Consider the following 19968-nt stretch of genomic DNA (forward strand, 5'->3'; position numbering starts at 1 on the left):
AACGATGGCGGCGGCAATGATGGCGGCGGCAACGATGGTGGCGGCAACGATGGCGGCGGCAACGATGGCGGCGGCAACGATGGCGGCGGCAATGATGGCGGCGGCAACGATGGTGGCGGCAACGATGGCGGCGGCAATGATGGCGGCGGCAACGATGGCGGCGGCAACGATGGCGGCGGCAATGATGGCGGCGGCAACGATGGTGGCGGCAATGATGGCGGTGGCAAGGGCGGCGACGGTAAAGGTGGCGGCAAAGGCGGCGACGGTAAAGGTGGCGGCAAAGGCGGCGACGGTAAAGGTGGCGGCAAAGGCGGTGACGGTAAAGGTGGCGGCAAGGGCGGCGACGGTAAAGGTGGCGGCAAGGGCGGCGACGGTAAGGGTGGCGGCAAAGGCGGTGACGGTAAAGGTGGCGGCAAGGGCGGCGACGGTAAAGGTGGCGGCAAAGGCGGCAAAGGTAAAGGTGGCGGTAAGGGCGGCAGTAAAGGGAACAACGGTGGAGGCAACGGGCCGGAAGGCAATAGCCCGGGCCAGGGTAACAATGCCCACGATGATGAAAGGTGACGCGGTTCTTGCAAGGGCATCCCTAAGCTTAGCCGATACCTAAAACAAAAAACGGCCACCGCAAAGGGTGGCCGTTTCGTCTACTTCATGGTGAATGGCTCGCTAGCCCAGCTGAACCAACGCGTGGCGCTTCTTACCTGCGCTCAGCTTGATTGGTGACGACAGAGCACCCGCGTCGATCATCAACCCGGCATCCGTCAACGGAGCGTCATCCAGCTTGGCACCGTTTTCCGCGATCAGCCGTTTGGCCTCTTTACCGGACTTTGCCAGACCCGATTTCACGATGACCTGTACGATGGACATGCCGTCGCCCAATTCAGCCGCGCTGAGGGTCAGGGTCGGAAGATCGCCCCCAACACCGCCTTTTTCGAACACTTCACGGGCCGTGGCCTCGGCGTTGGCCGTAGCCTCAGTTCCGTGCAGCAGGGCGGTGACTTCGTTGGCGAGGCGGATCTTGGCCTCGTTGATCTCGGACCCTTGCAGCGCGCCCAGTCGGTCACACTCATCCACCGGCATTTCGGTGTAAAGCTTTAGGAAACGGCCAACATCCGCGTCGGTCGTGTTCCGCCAGAACTGCCAGAATTCGTAAGGCGAGCGCATCTCGGCGTTCAGCCAGACCGCACCGTCCTGCGACTTGCCCATCTTCTTGCCGTCGCTGGTGGTCAGAAGCGGCGAAGTCAGGCCGTAGATCTCATGATCCAGCACGCGACGCGTCAGGTCGATACCGTTGACGATGTTGCCCCACTGATCCGAGCCGCCCATCTGCAGGACGCAGCCGTAACGGCGGTTCAGCTCAAGGAAATCATAGGCCTGCAGGATCATGTAGTTGAACTCAAGGAAGCTCAACGATTGCTCGCGATCCAACCGTGATTTCACCGATTCAAACGCCAGCATCCGGTTGACCGAGAAATGCCGCCCGATATCGCGTAGGAAATCGAGGTAGTTCAGGCCATCAAGCCATTCGGCATTGTTCAGCATCAGCGCCTTGTTTTCGGCATCGCTGTCATAATCGATATAGGCCGAGAACACCTTTTTGATGCCCGCAATGTTTTCGTCGATCTGTTCGGGACCCAGCAGGGGGCGTTCATCCGCGCGGAACGACGGGTCGCCCACCTTGGTGGTGCCGCCGCCCATCAGAGTGATTGGCTGGTGTCCGGTTTTCTGGAACCAGCGCAGCATCATGATCTGGATCAGGCTGCCCACATGCAACGACTTGGCCGTCGCATCAAAGCCGATATATGCCGGTTTGCACCCACTGATCAGCGCCTCGTCAAGGCCCTGATAATCGGTGCAGTCGGCGAGAAAGCCGCGCTCGATCATCGTGGCGATGAAATCCGATTTGGGGTGGTAGGTCATATCGTGCCCTTTGGGTTTATGTTGCGGGGCACTGTATAGGCGGCGCACTGGGTAAGGAAAAGGCACCATTTCCAAGAAAACGCGGGCTGTGTCAGCTTTTGACCGGGGGCAGGCGGAAGGCATAGAACATTGCGATGGTGTTCAACACCACAAGGACAACAATCGGCGTGATCGGATCATGCAGATGTGCGACTGCGCCAAGGATCGCAGCAAAAACAATTCCTACGAGGCCAGCGCTGACATCCCCTAGTGCAACCAGGTAGGGGCGCTCTTTTTCAACGCTCATCTGAATGAGATACAGGTAGCGCCCATAGATCACCCCATTCCCGCCCAGCGATAGCAGCAGGATCACCAGCGCGTAGACCCAGACGTTCTGAGCGTAGCCGAGGAACGTAAAGCCAAGCGCCATCAGAGCCGAGATTGCGGCGATCATGCACCCCAGCCACATCACAGGTTTGACCGAGACACGATCGCTGAGCCATCCCCACAGAAGCGAGCCGATCACCATTCCAAGGCTGGCCCCTATGACAAAATAGCTGAGTGAATGCTTGGTCCCCATATGAAGCGTCGCAGCATGGATCGTGTAGAAGGGCATCGCTAGCTCGACCGACACAAAGATCAGTCGGGCCGAAAGAAACTTGCGGTACCAGGGATAGGCCATGCCGGTTTTGAATCCTGTCGCCAACTCGGCCAGGGGTTTGGGTTTTTTCTTTGGCTCCGGCAATGGGGCGCGCTGTTCATCCTCAAGCAGTCGCACTCCTGCAAAGGCAACACCTGCGGCAAACATGGCAATCACGCCGCACCACAGAACGACGATGTGGCGCTGCATCGGTTGGTCCCCGGACAGCAGGTCGCGCGTGATCAGAACGACGATGATGGCCAAAACGCCCGAGATGGTGGCTTGCGCAAACACCATCCGGTTTCGTTTCGCTTCGGGAACGGAGATGCCGTAGATCTGGCTGGTTCCAAGGCTGGTGATCCCCTGGCACAATCCCAGGACCATCGCGGTGGTCAGGAACAGCAGTACGATCATCACACTGGGTAGTTTTGTTGAAAACAGGGCCACCGCCGCCAATACTGCGGCTGTCAACAGGTTCGGTGCGTAAACGGCCAGCTTGGCGCGGGTTGCCCGGTTAATGAAAGGTGCGACAAAGATCTCGGCAATCAGGCGCGATCCGGTGACAAAGGGCAGAAGCATTCCTGCAAAAAACGTTGGCGCGCCCAGAGCCAGATACAGGAACGGTAGCACCAGATTTGGGTTGATCAACTGCCCTCCGATCGTGGCCAGAGCCCCGGACCAGAAGATCAGAAAATAGTTCCGGCCTTCGGATGGTTGTTTCTGTGAGTATGTGTCTGACATATGCACCCAAAACCGATTTGTGTTCCTTATACCAAATTGTCGGGAAAAAGCGCGACACTCGTGTGATCTGGCTTGCCTTGGCTTCAGCGGTAGGGGCAGGTTAAACGGGCTGTGCCGATCAACCATGACGGTACAAACAGAATTCGGCAGGAGAGATTAAAGTGGGGCGGGCCATCAAACGAAAAGGTGCGATCAGGGTTTTGGGCGCGATGTCCGGCACTTCGATGGATGGGGTGGATGCTGCGGTCGTCGAAACGGACGGGCACCGGATTTTGGGATTTGGTCCAAGTGGGTATCGTGCCTACTCCGATCACGAGCGCGCGGTATTGCGCGCCGCTTTAGGGCAATGGCACGGGCCTGACGTGGATGCCGCGGCAGAGCTTGTTACCCTGGCCCATGCCGAGGCGCTGTCTGAATTTGATGAGGTCGATCTGATCGGTGTGCACGGCCAAACTCTTGCGCATGAACCAAGTGGGCGCGGGACGTTGCAGGTGGGCGACGGGAAAGGGCTGGCTCAGGCATTGGGGGTGCCAGTCGTCTGGGATTTTCGCAGCGACGATGTGGCGATGGGCGGCGAAGGCGCCCCGTTGGCGCCGTTCTTTCACTTTGCCTGCGCCAAGTGGATCGAGGCAACCCAGCCGCTGTGCTTTCTGAACCTCGGTGGTGTCGGGAACCTGACGTATGTGGACCCCAGTTACGATGGCCCCGAAGCCCCCGGCGCGTTGCTGGCTTTCGACACTGGTCCCGCGAATGCACCGGTCGACGATCTGATGCAGGCGCGTCTGGGCCTGCCGATGGATCGCGACGGAGCCGTCGCGCGCGGCGGAACCGTCGAGATGGGCGCACTCGAGCTGTTTTTGTCCGAGCCTTACTTTAGACGCATGCCGCCAAAATCACTGGACCGGAACGACTTTTCCGAGATGATCAAACTGGTGCAGGAACTCAGCGATGCGGACGCGGTGGCCACGCTGACCGGCATGTGTGCCGCGGGCGTGGTGCAGGGGATGGAACATTGCCCCAAACCACCCTCGCGCATGTTGGTCACCGGGGGCGGTAGACACAACCCTGTATTGATGGAGATGCTGCGCGTTGCATTGGACTGCCCGGTCGAACCAGTCGAGGCCGTGGGTCTGGACGGAGATATGCTTGAGGCGCAGGCCTTCGCCTATTTGGCGGCACGCGTCGCCCGCAGGCTGCCGACGTCGTGTCCGGGGACGACAGGTGTGAAGGCGCTGGTCGGCGGTGGGGTTGTGAGTTCGGTTGCGTAATGGGGCGGTGGGTTAAAAGCTAATTGCCCGGTTTCTGCTTTCGCGGACGAAGCGGTCCTTGATGGTCACAGACTGAACGTCGGCTTCTGGCACTGTTGCGTGTGCTCTTCCTACAGGGCGATTAAAAACTGGCAGTCCGTTTCGAGCAAACTAACAATGCCGGGCGATATACTTATTCTGTCTTCTTCTTTCCGACAAGAATTGCATGTTCCCTCTCTATAACCTTTTCCCAATCGCCTTGCGCTTTCAGACCGGTTGAAGAGTCTCCCATTAGCGAAGTAACCATCAATCTTCCACGCGCTTTCGCTTCCTCTTTCGAGAACCCGGCCTGTTCAAACATCCAGGCGGCGAATTGGAACCGTTTGCCGATGGTTCTTTGATACGATTCTTTCACCTTCTCATCAGTATTCGCCCACACTGAGACAGCGTGATCCGGCAAGGCGGCGTCCTCTTCAATGACCTTTTTCATAAGAAGAAGAATTCGGTCTTCTGGGGGGCCGCCAAATGTCTTTGCCTGCGCGATCACTTTGTCAGTCAGTTCTTGCTCCCAATATCTGAGAACTTCATCCAAAAGCTCGCGGACGTTCTTGAAATGCCAGTAAAAGCTACCGCTTGTCAGGTTCAGCCGCTTTGCCATTGGCACGACCTTTATCGCGGCAACGCCGCCCTCGTTGAGTACTTTGTAGGCCAGCAATATCCAGTCTTCCTTGGTCGCGGCGTTTTTGGGTGAGTTTCGAGCGATAGATTCTGACATTCAGATTACAGCATTCTTTATTTGACATAGAGCAGTCTATGGGCTTACCGTAGAGATGTCTATGGTGAACGAGGGGATCACAAATTTGTGTTCTCTTAAGAGGCTTCGCTTTGAAGGGGGGGGGATCAATGAATAACTTAATGAAAACCGCAGCCGGCACATTGATGGCCTTAGGCGTGACACTGGCTGGCACAGCCACGGCGCAAAACGCGTTGCCAACGGGTCGGAGTGCCACTGCAATCGAAAACGACGTATATCCCGCGTCTTACTTTCCCAACACTGAAATCCTCGGCGAGGATGAGATGCGTATCACGGCATTGGGCACGGGGATGCCAAACCAAACCAAGGCGGCCGTATCTATTTCGTTTTATGTAGAACTTGGGAATGGGGACGTCTTTCTGTTTGACGTGGGAACGGGTGCAACGGGAAACTTGTTTTCGTTGCGACCGGATTTTGCAAAAATCGACAAGGTCTTCTTCAGTCATTTGCATGTCGACCACGTTGGAGACTTCATGGGTCTTCATGTTGGGGGGTGGCTTTCGGGCAGATATACTCCGCTTCGCGTCTTCGGTCCATCTGGGTCAGAGGACGAGCTTGGGACCAAAGCCTATGTTGATGGCATGTCCAAGGCTTACGCCTGGGACTTGGCCACGCGAACGGGCGCGCTGCCGGACGATGGCGCAAAGCTTGATGTCACTGAATTCGACTACATGCAGGAAAACGAAATTGTTTATCAGGAGAACGATGTCACGATCCGGTCCTGGCCAGCGATCCACAGCCTTGATGGTTCCGTGAGCTACTCACTGGAATGGAATGGGCTAAAATACGTCTTTGGTGGCGATACTTACCCAAACAAATGGTATGTCGAATATGCCAAAGGGGCGGACATCGCTTCTCACGAGGCTTTTCTACCACCGGATGCGCTGGCCCCGTATTTTGGCTGGGACATGAAACAGGCGACCTATGTAGCTACGCGCGTTCATACCGAACCTGCGGCTTTTGGCAAAGTGATGTCCGCAGTCGAACCGCGCATGGCGCTGGGGTATCACTCTGTTCTTTCACCCGAAAACTATCAGGCGATTTTGGAAGGCGTCCGTTCGACTTACGATGGGCCTCTGACGCTGGCGCGAGATCTACAGGTGATCAACGTAACCAAGGGCCAGATCGTTGTTCGGGAAGCGAGTGTTGATGACTATGCGTTGCCACCAGCTGTAAGCGACGAGTACATCAATGCCCCGCGCTCAAAAGAAAAAGAGCCGTCCGACAAAGTCAAAGCGGGAAAATGGGAGGGTTACACACCACCGCCAATGCCGGATAATTAACGTTCAGGGGTGAACAAAATTCCGATTTGGCAGTATCTGTACCGACTATTCCTGATGCTGAGCCTGATGGCTTCAGTTGCACAGGCCGTTTCGGCGGATGTCGTTCTGACTAACGGATCAGAAGTCGCCCCCAATATCGCTGTCCTTCATGTCAAAGATGATGGGGTCTACGTCGACCTTGAGATCTACGTCGAAAATATTCCGTTGTTTGCTGATATGTTGCCAATTGGTTGGTCATCAGATTTCGTCGGGGGTGAGCCGGAGGCTGAACAAGATTTCAATCAGGGTTCTACGCAGGCTTTAAGTCGGGCGCTGTCGATTGTTGGAAGGGACAAACAGCCGCTAAACGCTGAAATCAGAAAGTTAGAATACCGAACGCGCATCGACCGGGCCTCGCCGCTTGCAGGTCAGCGCGACCCATTCTCGGGTCAAATTGTTCCCAGCCCGCCAAAAGATCCGCGTGTCCTGTTCGTCGAAGTGTTCTTTCCGTTTCAAAACTCAGTTCCCAAGGAGCTGACGATAGTGCCTCCATCGTGGGATGGTGTACCACTGGCGACTATCGGGATGCAGGTTTTTGACCGAGAGGTTCCGGTCACGGATTTCAGCTTCTTGTCAAAGCAGGCAGAGTTAAAGATTTCCTGGCCTGACCCTTGGGAAACCCGATTTTCCGCAGAAAGCCTGAATCGAAAAGCCCAGGACGGAACTTCAACATTTCTTTATATCGAACCTCGTGAAGTTCGGCATGAGACGCTGATCCGCTTGCGTGAACTGGCGCCTTGGATCGGTGAAACTTTCGACGTAGGGCAGACACTTTCGCCACAACTTAGCGCCTTGATCGTAAACCAGGCAGCGCCCTTCCTGGCTTCTCGTAACCCGGTGACAATTGATGGCAAATCAGTGCAACCGTCAAACGCAACAGCAAAGCTCCTGGAGCTAACATCGCAAGGTTTTCAGGTTGTCGAGCCTGGAAAGGAAGTGTCCGTGAACAATGCGTTTATCGGAGCTATCCTGTCTTTCTCATCGGCAGAACTTCCCGAACAGGTGACAGTCACATGGGATATGTTTGACGAGGAAATTACCCGCGTCGCGACCATTTCAAACGATATCGCCGGGCCGTTCTTTGGAGCTGTGACACCAGTGGACCCTCAGTTTCAGTGGCAGAACCACTTGCTCCAATACGAAAAAGCATCTGTCACTCAGGTTCCAGTCGAGCAGCAGATACAGCAGAACCCGGCAATCGCTTTAATCACCGGAGTTATCAGTGCCGTCTCACTTGGTTTCTTCCTCATGTGCAGGGGCAAAGTTGCAAAGCGCGCCAGTTGCGCAACCATGATTGCCGCAACATCGGCAACCGTCGCATTTTCGGGATATTTGCCGGACTTGCCTTGGAAGAAGTCTGAGCCCCCTGAGCTGCAGGCTGCGGAAGATATACTGCGCTCAATGGTCGAGAACTTGAGCACGGTGAGTCTGGAAATTTCGCCGGCCGCAAGAAAGGCAGAGCTGGCGCACATTGTAACGGAAGCGTCTCTAGGTGACATCGCAACAGAGGTTGAACGTGGTCTCGCGATCCGAACGCCAGGAGGCAGTCTTGCTACGGTTACTGATATCAGCGACCTGAAATTGGAGCGCATTAACCCAACCCACACGCCGGGAGGATTTAGTGCCCTGACCAAATGGACAGTGAAAGCACAAGGCGGTCATTGGGGGCACGCCCACATACGCGCCGTTACATTTCGGGTGCTGGCGGAGGTCATACCTGAGTCAGGGCAATGGAAGCTGGATGGATTAACTGTAATCGAGGCTCGCGATCCAAATGCGTAAGTGTTTAAGACCAAAGGTTTTTGCTTTCGGCGCTTTGTTTGTCGGTGTGTTCTTGTCACTGACGCTGTCAGCCTCGGCACATTTTTTGCTTAACCTCAACGTTCGAATTTCGCATGTCGAGCATTCCGAAGACGGTCTGCGCGTCTACATCCGTACGCCCATGCCTTATCTGGTTGCAGACAAGGTCGGTGATCAGGAAGGTGATGCCTTGCCGATAGCTGCACCATTCACGACTAATGCCATGAGCGACGGTCAGTTGGTCCACTTTGTCGACTTGCAGGCTGTCATGAGCGATCCCAACGGTCTGGGGCAATTCGCCGAAGGTGGGTTGCATCTGTTGGTCGACAATCAGCGCATAAGAGGAACAGTTAAGTCCGTTCGCTTGCATCGAATTGGAAATGAGCCCGGATTTGCAACTTTGGCCGAAGCTCAACAGGCCGAGGACAGCGAAACGGCCCTAACGCCACCGCTTTTTGTTGGTGACACAATTGTCGATCTCGTCCTGCATTATGACACGGACGGCCCGGTCCAATCGTACAGCATTGCCAACGTGCTGGACCCCGGCTTGCCGGATCAGGACCAAACGGCCAACCTCATTCTCGATTACGCTTCGGACACACCGCAGATATTCCGATCTCGGGGCCTGATGACTGAACCATTGGTGGTTCAGCAAGAGGGGTATGGAGGATTCCTGAGTTTTGTCTGGGAAGGTATACGACATATCCTCGAAGGATTGGATCATGTTCTTTTTGTTGTGTGTTTGGTCATTGGAGCGCAGACACTCAGGGCGCTATTGCTGCGTGCAACCGGTTTTACCATTGGGCATAGCGTGACGCTGTCTCTGGGGTTCTTCGGGTTTGTGCCATCGGGCGCGTGGTTTGTTCCTGCCGTCGAAACTGGGATCGCGCTTTCTATCATATTTGCAGCCGTCGCAGCGTTTGTGGGTTTTAAGGACAATGCGCGCTCTGAAGTCACGATGGTGCTTCTGACAACGCTGATTGGCCTCTTGCACGGGCTTGGGTTTAGCTTTGTGTTGCACAAGATTTTGCAGGTTACATCCCCAAACATCTGGCAGAGCTTGCTTGCTTTCAATCTTGGCGTCGAGCTTGGCCAGGTCGCCATTATTCTTGCGCTCTGGCCTGCCTTAATAATGTGTCGGCGCGTGAACTCCAGTTTGTGGATGTCCTTACGAGTGGGCTTAGCCGGTGGATGTGCGGCTATCGCCTGCTTTTGGACCTTTCAGCGAGTTGCCGAGGTTTATTCCACGTTGGCTTAAGGTCATTGCGATGGTGCGTGCCGTGATGGTTTCCTGAGAGAAATGCGGATATTCGGCTGTTCCACAGCATAAGACAGATTGGGCTCTCCTGACACCTTCACCGCGATCTGCACCAAGGGCCGGTTTGGTATGGATCGACATTCGCTGCGCGTCGCATGAACAGGCAAGACGCGGACAAAGCCGACATCGCGCGGGTTCTAGAAAACTTCAGGCGGTTTGGCCAGAGGCCCCCAAGTTTCCGGGTCAGGTAAGCCGACACTTGACCATGCCTCCAATAATACCTTGGAATCTGCTGACCGTGTACGAGGCAAGTCATCCAAAATGTCGAACCAAGGCATTTTGCTTTCTATCCCGGAGTGGACCGATGGAGCGAAGTTTTCTGGGTTATCGAGGCTCGAAGTGTGCATAACCAAGTAAGCCGTTTCCCTCGGCTGAACGAGTTGGTAGGTCAGGCTTGCTCCGCATTTGGCGCAGAAGCCCCGTTTGGCTATTGGCGTAGTCGCGAAATACACGGGCTCTTCATCAAGAAATCGAACAGCAGAAACGGGAAAAGCCGTCCACGCATTGACCGCTGACCCAGAGAATTTTCTACAGCAGCTGCAATGGCAATACCCTGTACTGATCGCTGGTGCATTGACTTCGTACCGGACGGCTCCACAAATGCAGCCGCCCTTTACCATAGTCTTTGCCAATTCATCCTTGTCGAAATCCAGAAACCCGCCTTCTTCACCGTGCTTTGACTGGGTCATGTAAACATGGACTGAAGTATCCGTGCTTTTCAGTTTTTTGTGCCCGCAATCCGCAAGTGGAATGTCTACCTTACCATTTATTTGCGCCATCACTTCGCCGGAGACCGCTATTCCTCCTGGCTCGGCCATTGCTTCGAGCCGAGCGGCAATATTAACACCATCTCCCAATATATCTGCCCCATGTACAACGACATCACCAAGAGAGACCCCGATACGCAAGATGAGTGCATTTTCCGTGTTCGACTGACGGGCTTCGAGCGCAGACGCTTTTTGAATGCCAATTGCACAGTTGACCGCCTCAATAACGCTTGAGAACTCAGCCAAGAATCCGTCGCCAGTAGACTTGAAAACACGGCCTCGGTTCGCCTCAACTTGCATGCGGATGATTTCACGTTCCAGACGTACCAACTCGGCCAATGTTCCGCTCTCGTCGCGCGAAACCAGCCCCGCGAAACCAACAACATCCGTGGCCAGTATGGCCGCCAATTTGCGTTCCATCTCTATTCCTTAGAACTGTTATGTCTCTGCTGGTTTCTGTAAAGCTTAACATAAATCGCCATAGCCCGAGGGATGATCATTCAGACGTTTGTTTTGACTTTCAAAAAACTGCTCTGGGCTCAAAGTGGGCCTTCGCTGCGGTGAAGCGAATGTCGGCATTCTAGCTTCAGAAACTGATTGAGATCTGATCCCCTCGGCCTAGCCTTCGCACTTAGGCAGTGTTTGGCTCAGTACACTGGTGTTTTTTGCGTAATTCCGAAACATAATTGACAATTTTGGACGCTGTTTTACAAAATCGGTCATGACGCAGCCATTAGATCGCAAGCTAGACATAGTTGTTTTGGTGAGTTCGCATTTTAATGTTTCGGCGACAACGTCTTTCGTGGATCCATTCAGAGTAGCAAATTACCTGACAGGTTCGGCTCGATTTTCTTGGACCTATGTCTCAGACCCTGGTGGTCCAATTGAAACCAGCAGCGGCTTGGTCGTTGACACTGCCCCATTGGCGGAGGTGGTGGCGCGCAAGCCTTGGATGGTTCTGGTGAGTACAAGTTGGACACCTGAGCGTCACGGGACACCTCAGTTCAAGGTAGCCCTACAGAAATGGGAATCGAGTGGAGCAATCCTCGGTGGTTTGGATACCGGCGCAATTGTTCTTGCGACGGCTGGACTACTCAAAGGAAAGACCGCAACGGTTCACTATGAACACATCGACGCCTTTGCCGAAACGGCCCATGACACCACCGTGTCGGAGAACATGATTGTTATGGATGGAAAGATTTTCACTTGTTGCGGGGGTTCTGCAGCAACAGATCTGGGATTGCGGTTTATACATTCTGTCGCTGGTGAGAGTATCGCCAATGCATCTGCTCGATACCTTTTTCATCACAATGTGCGCGGAGAAGGCCAATCACAGAACCCCAAAGACGTAGAGCCGCTGGGGTACGTCACCTCTGGAGTGGTAAGGGACGCGATCGATTTGATGGAGGCGCACTTGGAAGCCACTTTGTCGATCCCTGAAATATCAGCGAGGTTGAAGATTTCGCAACGGCAACTTAGCCGATTGTTTCAGCAATATGTCCATAAGTCACCGATCGAGTATTACCGCGACATACGCCTTGATCGCGCGCGCGGATTAGTGACGCAAACTGAGCTTAAGTTCAGCGAGATTGCGGAAGCATCAGGGTTTAATGGACAGGTTCATTTCAGCCGGGCATACCGCAAACGATTTGGATTGACCCCCAGTGCGGATCGCATTGAAGGCCGCACCCCGTTCGAGTTTCGCGCTTGGCCAATGTTCAAGCCTGACATCAAGTCCGAAGGTGTTGGGTAGCTTTTTGCATCGCCGTAAGCATCTTGTCGCGTTGCGCTGATAACTCTTCGGTACTTTGCCCCTGTGTTTGATCCTTTATGCCGTCGACCAGTTTATTGATGACATCCTCATCAAGACGAGGGTCGCCCAGGTCGTCCCACCAGCCATTGAATGTGTCTTTGAAATGGTCACAGAAGGCCTGCAGGCCACCATTGCCTGCACCCAAGTGAAAAAGCGTTGTGGGACCCATCGCGGCCCATCGGAGTCCCGGACCAGCCCACATCGCTTTATCGATGTCTTCGACACTGGCGACACCTTCGACCGCCATATGAACGGCCTCGCGCCAAACTGCGGCTTGCAAACGGTTCGCGACATGCCCTGGCATGCCTTTCTTGATCCGGATCGTGATTTTACCAATGTCTTTGTAGAAAGCTTCTGTGCGGTCCAAAACATCTGAACCGGTGGAATCGTTGACGGTCAATTCGACCAGTGGGATGAGATGCGGTGGGTTAAATGGATGACCTAGGATCAATTTGCTAGGATCGCGCCATCCCTCTTGCAAAGCTTCGAGCGTCAGGCCGGAAGTTGAGCTTGAAACTATTGCGTTAGGGTTCAACTCTGGCTCAATCCCGGCATAGGTCGAATGCTTAATTGGCAGTCTTTCTGGCACGTTCTCCTGAACGAATTGTGCGCCCTGGACAGCCGCCTCGGCGGTTGAAACGAAAGTGATAGCGTCAGGTGTGGCCCTATCTGTGAGATTCAATTCGTCCAATGCCGGCCAGGCTTTTTCGATATAAGAGCGAACGGATGCTTCGGTATTCGGATCGGGGTCAAAGACCGTCACGCTACGGCCCGAGGCGAGAAACAAAGCTGCCCAGCTTGCCCCGATGACACCGGCTCCAAGAATGGCGGTTCTTTCAATTTCTGACATCATAAGAGTCCCGGATTAAGGGGGGAGGCCGCCGTCAGGCCACCGTCCACCGTGAACAACTGGCCGGTTGCAAAAGACGAGTCGTCAGAGGCCAGCCACACAGCCATCGCTGCAATATCGGCAGGTTTGCCAAAGCGTTTGACCGCGTGGCGAGCCAGCGCGTCGGATTTAGCTTTTTCCGGGTCATGAGCGAGGTCGAACGCTGCGTCCAGCATGCCCGTTTCAATCCACCCCGGGCAGATCGCATTGCAGCGCACCGCTGGTCCGTGGTCCACTGCGATAGAGCGTGTCAGCCCATGCACAAACGCCTTTGACGCATTGTAGAGCGCCATCGATGGGTCCGCGGCATTGCCCGAGATCGACCCGATGTTGATGATCGAGCCACCTTGCGACATTTCTGGAATGAAGGCGCGACAACAGTTAAAAACGCCTCGCGCATTTACGCCCATCACTAAGTCCCAATCCGCGTCTGTGCTTTCGGTCACTGTTTTTTCGACCTGAACACCGGCGTTGTTTACAAGGATATCAGTCCCACAGACTGTCCTGGCGATCTCTGCAACTGCGTTGGCTTCGGACACATCCAGCGTGTACCAAATTACGTTTTCCGGCAGATCATCGGGTTGAGGGCCACGCCCGCAGGTAGTGACAGCGGCCCCTTCAGCCACGAACGCCTCAACGATGCCCCGCCCAATGCCCTGCTTGCCGCCTGTGACAAAGGCACATTTTCCAGCCAACCGCATCAGTGTGCCACCATAACGTGACGGACTGCGGTGTAAGCATCCAGCGCATAGACCGACATATCGCTACCCGTACCGGACCCCTTCATAGCGGCCCATGGCATCTCGGGTGTCGCGACCCCATGCGTGTTTACCCACGTAAACCCATAGCGCAGCTTGGATGTCATTTGCATCGCGCGTCCAACATCTCGTGTCCAGACCGATGAGGCCAACCCGTAAGGCCCGTTGTTGGCAATCTTCAACGCCTCTTCTGCGTCAGAAAAACGGGAGACTGTTACAACAGGTCCAAACACCTCGTTGCAAGCTATCTCCGCAGTATTGTCCACGTCAGCGATGACTGTCGGCTGGTAGAAAAAGCCGTCTTCTTCGCCAGACGCCCCACCGGAAACGATTTCAGAGCTGCAGCGTGCGCGATCAACAAAACCCGCTACTCGATCCCGCTGAACTGCAGAGACAAGCGGGCCCATTTCCGTTCCTTCAGCTTTCGGTGCACCTGTCTGGATCTGGCCTACCTGATCGGCAATCGCAGCCACAAGTTTGTCGTAAACACTGTCTGCAACCATCACTCGGCATGGCTGTGCGCAGTCCTGACCGGCATTGAAGTAGCTGCCATATCGGATCGTCTCGGCCACAGCATCGAGATCAGCATCATCAAAGACTATGACCGGTGCCTTGCCGCCCAATTCCAGATGAACGTGTTTAATTTTCTGGGAAGCAGCCCGCATTGCAGCCATGCCTGTCGCCGGAGAACCCGTTACACTGATCCCTTCCATCTGTGGGCTGTTCATCAGGGCATTCCCCACGCCGAGCCCGCGACCATGGATCACGTTTAGCACGCCTTTTGGCAGAACATCTTGTAACAATTCTGCAAGTCGCAGAGTAGATAGGGGCGTTATCTCCGACGGTTTCAACACAATGGAACATCCTGCCGCAATTGGTGCGGCAATCTTCCAGGACGCCATCATCAGCGGATAGTTCCAAGGCGCTATGGCCGCTACGGGACCAATTGGATCACGCCGGATCATCGAGGTATTACCCGCAACATATTCGCCAGCAGCAGATCCCATCATGGTTCGCGCAGCACCAGCGAAAAAGCGAAAGACATCAATCGTCAGCGGCATCTCGTCATCATGAGCGGATGGCCAAGGCTTTCCCACATCCAGGCTTTCAAGTTCTGCCAACTCCTGGCTGTTCGCCTCGATAACATCAGCTATGTGAAGCAACATCGCGGCTCGTTCTGCAGGGGGCGAGGTTGAAAAAGCTTCAAATGCCTCTGTCGAGCCGCGCACGGCCGCCTCGATCTGTGCATCGCTAGCCTCTTTTACTTCGCCTATAGTCTCGCCTGTTGCAGGGTTCAGGATGCGCAAGGCTTCCCCGGTACCTTCCACCATTTCACCGTTGATCAACATTTTCGTCTGCATATGCGTCTCCTTAGAACCCAACCTGATCGCCGCCCTTAAGTGCAAGCCGCACGCGCGCCTCAGCTGGGGTCGCGACCGTTAGGCCAAGGTTTTCAATAATTGATCGGATGCGCGTGACCTGCTCCGCGTTAGATCTGGCCAACTCACCTTTGCCGATGAACAGGCTGTCTTCGAGACCCACCCGAAGGTTTCCGCCGCGCAATGCACTTTGGGTTGCAAAAGGCATTTGGTGACGGCCAGCGGCAAGGACAGACCATTCGTAGTTCTCTGCCCCGAACAGCTTGTCCGCTGTGTTGTGCATGTGGGTTAGATGGTCTGCATCCGCGCCAACTCCACCCAAGATGCCGAACACCATCTGAATGAAAAAAGGCGGTTTGATCAGGCCTTGATCCACGAACCATTTGACGTTGTAGAGATGGCCAAGATCATAGCATTCGAACTCGAACTTGGTGCCATGATCACCACCAAGTTTTTCAATGGCGTAACGAATTGTTTTGAAGGTGTTGGGAAAGATGAAGTCCTCTGTCATCTCCAGGAATGGCTGTTCCCAATCGTGCTGAAACTCAGTGTATTTCTGCAGCATCGGAAAGATGCCAAAGTTCATGGAACCCATGTTGAGAGATGCCATCTCTGGGCTAGTCGAGGTCGCCGCCAGCAGGCGCTCATCCATCGACATACCCAAACCGCCGCCGGTAGAGACATTCATCACCACATCAGTGGACTGTTTGATCACAGGTAAAAATTGCTGAAACAGCTCGGGTCGGGGGTCGGGTTTGCCGGTCTCTGGATGCCGTGCGTGCAAGTGAATAATCGACGCGCCGGCTTGGGCCGCTTCAATACTTGCTGTCGCGATCTCGGCGGGCGTAATCGGCAGATGTGGTGACATCGACGGCGTATGGATGCCCCCTGTGGGTGCGCAGGTGATGATGACGGATTTGGGCATCAGAGTTTCATCTGCTGCACTTGTGCAGACAGCCCCCCGTCCAGAACCCACAACTGGCCAGAGGCATACCGTGCTTCGTCGGAAGCAAGCCAGTTAACCAGGTTTGCAATGTCCTGTGGCGTCCCGTAGGTGCGCGTCGGATGAACATCGCGCACGGCCTGTTGCAGCGTTTCAATATTGCCGCCGCCGCCACCAGATCCATCTCCGTTGAAGAAGCTCTGCAGCATTGGGGTATCGATATAGCCGGGGCAGATGGCGTTTACGCGGATACCTTCGGGGCCATGATCGCAAGCCATTGCGCGGGTCAAAGCGTGTACTGCACCTTTGGTTGCGCAATAGGCCGCAAGACCCGGATCAGCAATGAACCCATCGTAGGAGCCAAAATTGATGAGGCTTGCGCTGTTGCCTGATTTCGCCGCTTCGCGCATCAACGGGATGGCATATTTCGAGGTCAGGAACGTGCCTGTGGAATTAACCGCAAAGCTTTGGTTCCATTCCTCAAGAGTCGTTTCCTCAACCGTTTTTTCGATCTCGATCCCCGCCGCGTTCACAAGGATGTCCAACTTTCCCTGTGCGGCGCGCACATGATCCATCGCTGCAATCGCATCTGCCTCTCGCGTGACATCCAGTTTAACAAAATGACTGCCATCTTCGTCGTGCTGGTTTAACGACCCTTCCGGTGTAAGGTCTGCGGCAAATACTTTTGCGCCTTCTTTTAGAAACCGCGCGACAATCGCGCGACCGATACCGCCGCGCGCGCCGGTCACAAGGGCAATTTTTCCGTTCAGCATCATTGGCTTCAATCCTTCGAAGGCGGATAGCGGTAGCGACTAGCGGCCACCGTCCAATCCAAGTTGTTACGGACATACTGCTGACTTGCATCAGATGGTGGGTTGTAATCCCATGGCGCGCTGGCACCTGCTTCCATTGCGGCATGTAACGCGCGGCGTGATTTCTGCGTGGCAATAATCTTCTTTCGCAATTCACTACCGTCCCACCGTTCCGCGACTTCGGCTGCAAAGCCGGCTGCCGGGTCAGCATAGTCAGGGTCTGTGGCGACATTTTTTGTTTCCAGTGGGTCAGCGTTTAGGTCGTAGAGCTGCGGCGGATCGCTGTCGCAATGAATGTATTTTAAAGGGCCGCGCCGGATCATGATTACGGGATAGCCCGTCATCTCGGCACAATACTCACCGATGGCTTCATCAACTGGGTCGTATTCGCCACGGGCCAAAGGCATTAGACTGCGGCCGTCGATCGGTTCTCCGATCATCGTCTCATTACCGCCGCCAATATCGATAAAGGTTGGCAGCAAATCGACCAGCGACACTGCATTCTGCGTTGTCCCCGCTACAACGCCCGGCCCGGCCATGACCAGTGGAACGCGCGCAGAGTGTTCAAAGAAATTCATTTTATACCACAGCCCACGTTCGCCCAGCATGTCACCGTGATCCGCAGTTACAAACACTATGGTATTGTCCAACTCGCCCGTCTCTTCGAGGGTCTGAATCAGCTCCCCGATCTTGCTGTCGAAGTAGCTGACATTGGCCAGATAAGCATGACGCGCGCGACGGATTTCTTCATCACTGAGCGGCACATATGATGCTTCGATCCCATCCATCAATCGACGCGAGAACGGGTCCTGATCCTCTGTCGCGGGTGTAAAGGACGGCATGTCGATCTCATCGTCCAAATAGAGATTCCACCATTCGGGCCTCGCAACGTAAGGATCATGCGGGTGAATGAAGCTTACCACCATCGCAAAGGGCGCATCGTTCCCACGTGCTTTGTCTCGGGCAACATCGAAGAGCCAGCGATTGGCGGCAAAGCCAACTTCATTGTCATAGTCGATCTGGAAGGTCGCATGGGCCAAACCGCTTTCCTTGACGGTTTGCATGTTATGATACCACTTATCGATCCGCTCATCAGGCGCTTCCCAATCCGGGGTCCATGCGAAATCTGCGGGGTAGATATCGGTTGTTACCCTGTCTTCGAACCCATGCATCTGATCTGGGCCAACGAAATGCATCTTGCCTGAAAGACAGGTCCGGTAGCCTAGCGATTTAAGGTAATGCGCAAATGTTGGCACCGAGGCTCTGAACTCGGATGCATTGTCGTAAGCTGCAATGCGGCTGATGTGCTGGCCCGACATAAAGGCAAACCGTGAAGGTGCACAGAGTGGAGAATTGCAGTAAGCCGCATCAAAGCGCATGCCGCGTGCGGCTAACGCATCAAGGTGGGGTGTCTTGGCAACCTTGTGCCCGTATGCCCCAGTGAAGTGTGGTGCCAATTGGTCCGCCATGATCACAAGGATGTTTGGCCGTGTCACGCAGCACCTTTTGCGTAAGCATCCAGGACTAGGCCATGGAAGTGATGTACGGCGTGCTCGGACTTGCCGGAACCATCCGGGTCATTGACGATCCGACCTTGGGTGAACGCAGGTGTGTTCATCCCGCGCTGCACACTTTCGACAAGGCTGATATCTTCGACCTGAAGAACTTCATCCAGATAACGAATTGCGTCCAACTCCATCGCGTCGGGTTCCGGCGTCTCAAGGAAGAAGTCGTAAGTTTCAAGCGTCCGATCTGGCCCAACGGGGATGATGTTCAACACGATCATGCTTGATCGCCCCGGATACCGCATCAGGCAGGTCGTCGGATAGAGCCACCAAACCGCATGGGTTTTCACGGTGGCATTCGACACGTCATATGCGGAATTCGGACTTGTGCCCGCGTCAGCCATATGGCTGGAGTAAATGCCGTAGGTCGTAACCTTGTAGGTATCCATATCCACGAGGTCACAAAAATCTTTGTGCGCTGTAGGACAGTGATAGCACTCTAGGAAGTTGTCCACGACGTTCTTCCAGTTGGATTTGATGTCATAGGTCAGACGATGGCCAAAAGTGAGTTGATCCACATCCGGTGCCCAATGGCGCACTTCGGTTTCCAAGTTGCCGGATTGTTCTGACAAAGAAGCTGCCATCGGATCCAAATTGACGAAAACAAAGCCGCAAAATTCCTCGACCTGCACTGCATCGAGACAAATCTCGTCTTTCCTGAAATCTTCGAGGTTTTCGGTATGTGGTGCGCGGGCCAATTGCCCGTCAAGTTTATAGACCCAAGCATGATAGGGGCACATGATCCGCGTTGTATTGCCTTCGCCCGACAGCAATTCATGCGCACGGTGTTTGCAGACATTATAAAAGGCACGAAGCTTACCCTCTTTGTCACGCACAACGGCAATGGGTTGGCCGGCAATATCCACTGTTACATAAGATCCCGGCTCACGTGTTTTCTCAACATGACATACCCATTGCCAAGTTTTGGAGAGGATGGCGCAAAGGTCTGCGTCAAACCACTTGCGCTCGGTGTAGGCAGCAGCCTGCAATGAGCTGGAGCGCGATGGATCAGCATGATAGCCAAATAAAATTGTATCTGTATCAGTCATGATTGCGTCTCCGATGTTAGGTTAAATCTATTTCAAATTGGATTCGGAGCTATGTTTAATCAGCCGCCAGTTTGATTATTTTCGCCAAGTATTCGGCATTTGGGGACACCGTAGTAATCCATCAAGCATTGCATTTAGTTGATAAGCGAATGCTGGGTCCTTGCCTGCACCTGTTCAGCGGTCATTCGTGCACATTGCAGCAATCGGCAAAATGG

At 54.5% G+C, this 19968-nt stretch carries 17 protein-coding genes; 5 read left to right on the plus strand and 12 right to left on the minus strand.

Annotation, left to right across the window (positions count from 1 at the left end; translation table 11 throughout):
• The 3 genes from AC2FFP_RS18635 to AC2FFP_RS18645 all read right to left on the minus strand — a co-directional run.
• Positions 1-546, minus strand: a 546-nt coding sequence (locus AC2FFP_RS18635) for a hypothetical protein (protein ID WP_496881344.1), incomplete at its 3' end; no start/stop codon positions are given.
• Between the two features lie 117 nt (positions 547-663).
• Positions 664-1917, minus strand: coding sequence for a tyrosine--tRNA ligase (gene tyrS / locus AC2FFP_RS18640; protein ID WP_282168145.1), 1254 nt, complete (start codon positions 1915-1917; stop codon positions 664-666).
• 91 nt (positions 1918-2008) lie between these two features.
• Positions 2009-3277 (minus strand): MFS transporter, encoded by a 1269-nt coding sequence (locus AC2FFP_RS18645; RefSeq protein WP_496881345.1) that lies wholly within the window; start codon positions 3275-3277, stop codon positions 2009-2011.
• Between the two features lie 209 nt (positions 3278-3486).
• Here AC2FFP_RS18645 and AC2FFP_RS18650 point away from each other — a divergent pair, with 209 nt between their 5' ends.
• Positions 3487-4545, plus strand: coding sequence for an anhydro-N-acetylmuramic acid kinase (locus tag AC2FFP_RS18650; protein WP_496844260.1), 1059 nt, complete (start codon positions 3487-3489; stop codon positions 4543-4545).
• 172 nt (positions 4546-4717) lie between these two features.
• On the opposite strand, the gene AC2FFP_RS18655 is transcribed toward AC2FFP_RS18650, so the two are convergent.
• The gene (locus AC2FFP_RS18655; protein WP_496844205.1) at positions 4718-5239 is read right to left on the minus strand and encodes a TetR/AcrR family transcriptional regulator; all 522 of its coding nucleotides are present in this window, start codon (positions 5237-5239) and stop codon (positions 4718-4720) included.
• A 200-nt stretch (positions 5240-5439) separates the two neighbouring features.
• On the opposite strand from AC2FFP_RS18655, the gene gntH reads away from it, so the two are divergent.
• The 3 genes from gntH to AC2FFP_RS18670 are packed head-to-tail and all read left to right on the plus strand — an operon-like array spanning position 5440 to position 9718.
• On the plus strand, positions 5440-6621 hold the full coding sequence (gene gntH, locus AC2FFP_RS18660) for a guanitoxin biosynthesis MBL fold metallo-hydrolase GntH (protein ID WP_496844206.1): 1182 nt from the start codon (positions 5440-5442) through the stop codon (positions 6619-6621).
• Between the two features lie 54 nt (positions 6622-6675).
• Complete coding sequence (locus tag AC2FFP_RS18665; protein WP_496844207.1) at positions 6676-8442, plus strand: hypothetical protein; 1767 nt, start codon at positions 6676-6678, stop codon at positions 8440-8442.
• A gap of 46 nt (positions 8443-8488) precedes the next feature.
• On the plus strand, positions 8489-9718 hold the full coding sequence (locus tag AC2FFP_RS18670; protein WP_496881346.1) for a HupE/UreJ family protein: 1230 nt from the start codon (positions 8489-8491) through the stop codon (positions 9716-9718).
• Positions 9719-9915: 197 nt separating this feature from the next.
• On the opposite strand, the gene AC2FFP_RS18675 is transcribed toward AC2FFP_RS18670, so the two are convergent.
• Positions 9916-10965, minus strand: a complete 1050-nt coding sequence (locus AC2FFP_RS18675) for a GFA family protein (protein WP_496764456.1) — start codon at positions 10963-10965, stop codon at positions 9916-9918.
• A 301-nt stretch (positions 10966-11266) separates the two neighbouring features.
• On the opposite strand from AC2FFP_RS18675, the gene AC2FFP_RS18680 reads away from it, so the two are divergent.
• Positions 11267-12298, plus strand: coding sequence for a GlxA family transcriptional regulator (locus AC2FFP_RS18680; protein WP_496764458.1), 1032 nt, complete (start codon positions 11267-11269; stop codon positions 12296-12298).
• Here the strand turns inward: AC2FFP_RS18680 and AC2FFP_RS18685 are convergent.
• Genes AC2FFP_RS18685 through AC2FFP_RS18715 form a run of 7 tightly spaced genes read right to left on the minus strand, consistent with a single transcriptional unit; the run spans position 12276 to position 19753 of the window.
• Positions 12276-13208 carry a 3-hydroxyacyl-CoA dehydrogenase NAD-binding domain-containing protein gene (locus AC2FFP_RS18685; RefSeq protein WP_496764460.1) on the minus strand — a complete coding sequence of 311 codons (933 nt, stop codon included), beginning with the start codon at positions 13206-13208 and terminating at the stop codon, positions 12276-12278. The genes AC2FFP_RS18680 and AC2FFP_RS18685 overlap by 23 nt on opposite strands.
• Positions 13208-13948, minus strand: coding sequence for an SDR family NAD(P)-dependent oxidoreductase (locus AC2FFP_RS18690; RefSeq protein ID WP_496738396.1), 741 nt, complete (start codon positions 13946-13948; stop codon positions 13208-13210). Before AC2FFP_RS18690 ends, AC2FFP_RS18685 begins: the two co-directional genes overlap by 1 nt.
• Complete coding sequence (locus AC2FFP_RS18695; protein ID WP_496738397.1) at positions 13948-15366, minus strand: gamma-aminobutyraldehyde dehydrogenase; 1419 nt, start codon at positions 15364-15366, stop codon at positions 13948-13950. The genes AC2FFP_RS18690 and AC2FFP_RS18695 overlap by 1 nt, the downstream gene beginning before the upstream one ends.
• Before the next feature lie 10 nt (positions 15367-15376).
• Positions 15377-16309, minus strand: a complete 933-nt coding sequence (gene kce / locus AC2FFP_RS18700; protein WP_496723195.1) for a 3,5-dioxohexanoate:acetyl-CoA acetone transferase — start codon at positions 16307-16309, stop codon at positions 15377-15379.
• Positions 16309-17103 carry an SDR family NAD(P)-dependent oxidoreductase gene (locus AC2FFP_RS18705; RefSeq protein ID WP_496881347.1) on the minus strand — a complete coding sequence of 265 codons (795 nt, stop codon included), beginning with the start codon at positions 17101-17103 and terminating at the stop codon, positions 16309-16311. Before AC2FFP_RS18705 ends, kce begins: the two co-directional genes overlap by 1 nt.
• 5 nt (positions 17104-17108) lie before the next feature.
• Positions 17109-18635 carry a choline-sulfatase gene (gene betC, locus AC2FFP_RS18710; protein ID WP_496881348.1) on the minus strand — a complete coding sequence of 509 codons (1527 nt, stop codon included), beginning with the start codon at positions 18633-18635 and terminating at the stop codon, positions 17109-17111.
• Positions 18632-19753 carry an aromatic ring-hydroxylating oxygenase subunit alpha gene (locus AC2FFP_RS18715; RefSeq protein ID WP_496881349.1) on the minus strand — a complete coding sequence of 374 codons (1122 nt, stop codon included), beginning with the start codon at positions 19751-19753 and terminating at the stop codon, positions 18632-18634. The genes betC and AC2FFP_RS18715 overlap by 4 nt, the downstream gene beginning before the upstream one ends.
• Positions 19754-19968: the final 215 nt, after the last annotated feature.

Source organism: Ruegeria sp. YTSC004 (assembly GCF_059609805.1).

Bases quoted from the DNA above. Each gene is read 5' to 3' on its own strand.
- tyrS (WP_282168145.1), bottom strand. From the start codon at position 1,917: ATGACCTACCACCCCAAATCGGATTTCATCGCCACGATGATCGAGCGC.
- AC2FFP_RS18645 (WP_496881345.1), bottom strand. From the start codon at position 3,277: ATGTCAGACACATACTCACAGAAACAACCATCCGAAGGCCGGAACTAT.
- AC2FFP_RS18650 (WP_496844260.1), top strand. From the start codon at position 3,487: ATGTCCGGCACTTCGATGGATGGGGTGGATGCTGCGGTCGTCGAAACG.
- gntH (WP_496844206.1), top strand. From the start codon at position 5,440: ATGAAAACCGCAGCCGGCACATTGATGGCCTTAGGCGTGACACTGGCT.
- AC2FFP_RS18665 (WP_496844207.1), top strand. From the start codon at position 6,676: ATGCTGAGCCTGATGGCTTCAGTTGCACAGGCCGTTTCGGCGGATGTC.
- AC2FFP_RS18675 (WP_496764456.1), bottom strand. From the start codon at position 10,965: ATGGAACGCAAATTGGCGGCCATACTGGCCACGGATGTTGTTGGTTTC.
- AC2FFP_RS18680 (WP_496764458.1), top strand. From the start codon at position 11,267: ATGACGCAGCCATTAGATCGCAAGCTAGACATAGTTGTTTTGGTGAGT.
- AC2FFP_RS18685 (WP_496764460.1), bottom strand. From the start codon at position 13,208: ATGTCAGAAATTGAAAGAACCGCCATTCTTGGAGCCGGTGTCATCGGG.
- AC2FFP_RS18690 (WP_496738396.1), bottom strand. From the start codon at position 13,948: ATGCGGTTGGCTGGAAAATGTGCCTTTGTCACAGGCGGCAAGCAGGGC.
- AC2FFP_RS18695 (WP_496738397.1), bottom strand. From the start codon at position 15,366: ATGCAGACGAAAATGTTGATCAACGGTGAAATGGTGGAAGGTACCGGG.
- kce (WP_496723195.1), bottom strand. From the start codon at position 16,309: ATGCCCAAATCCGTCATCATCACCTGCGCACCCACAGGGGGCATCCAT.
- AC2FFP_RS18705 (WP_496881347.1), bottom strand. From the start codon at position 17,103: ATGATGCTGAACGGAAAAATTGCCCTTGTGACCGGCGCGCGCGGCGGT.
- AC2FFP_RS18715 (WP_496881349.1), bottom strand. From the start codon at position 19,753: ATGACTGATACAGATACAATTTTATTTGGCTATCATGCTGATCCATCG.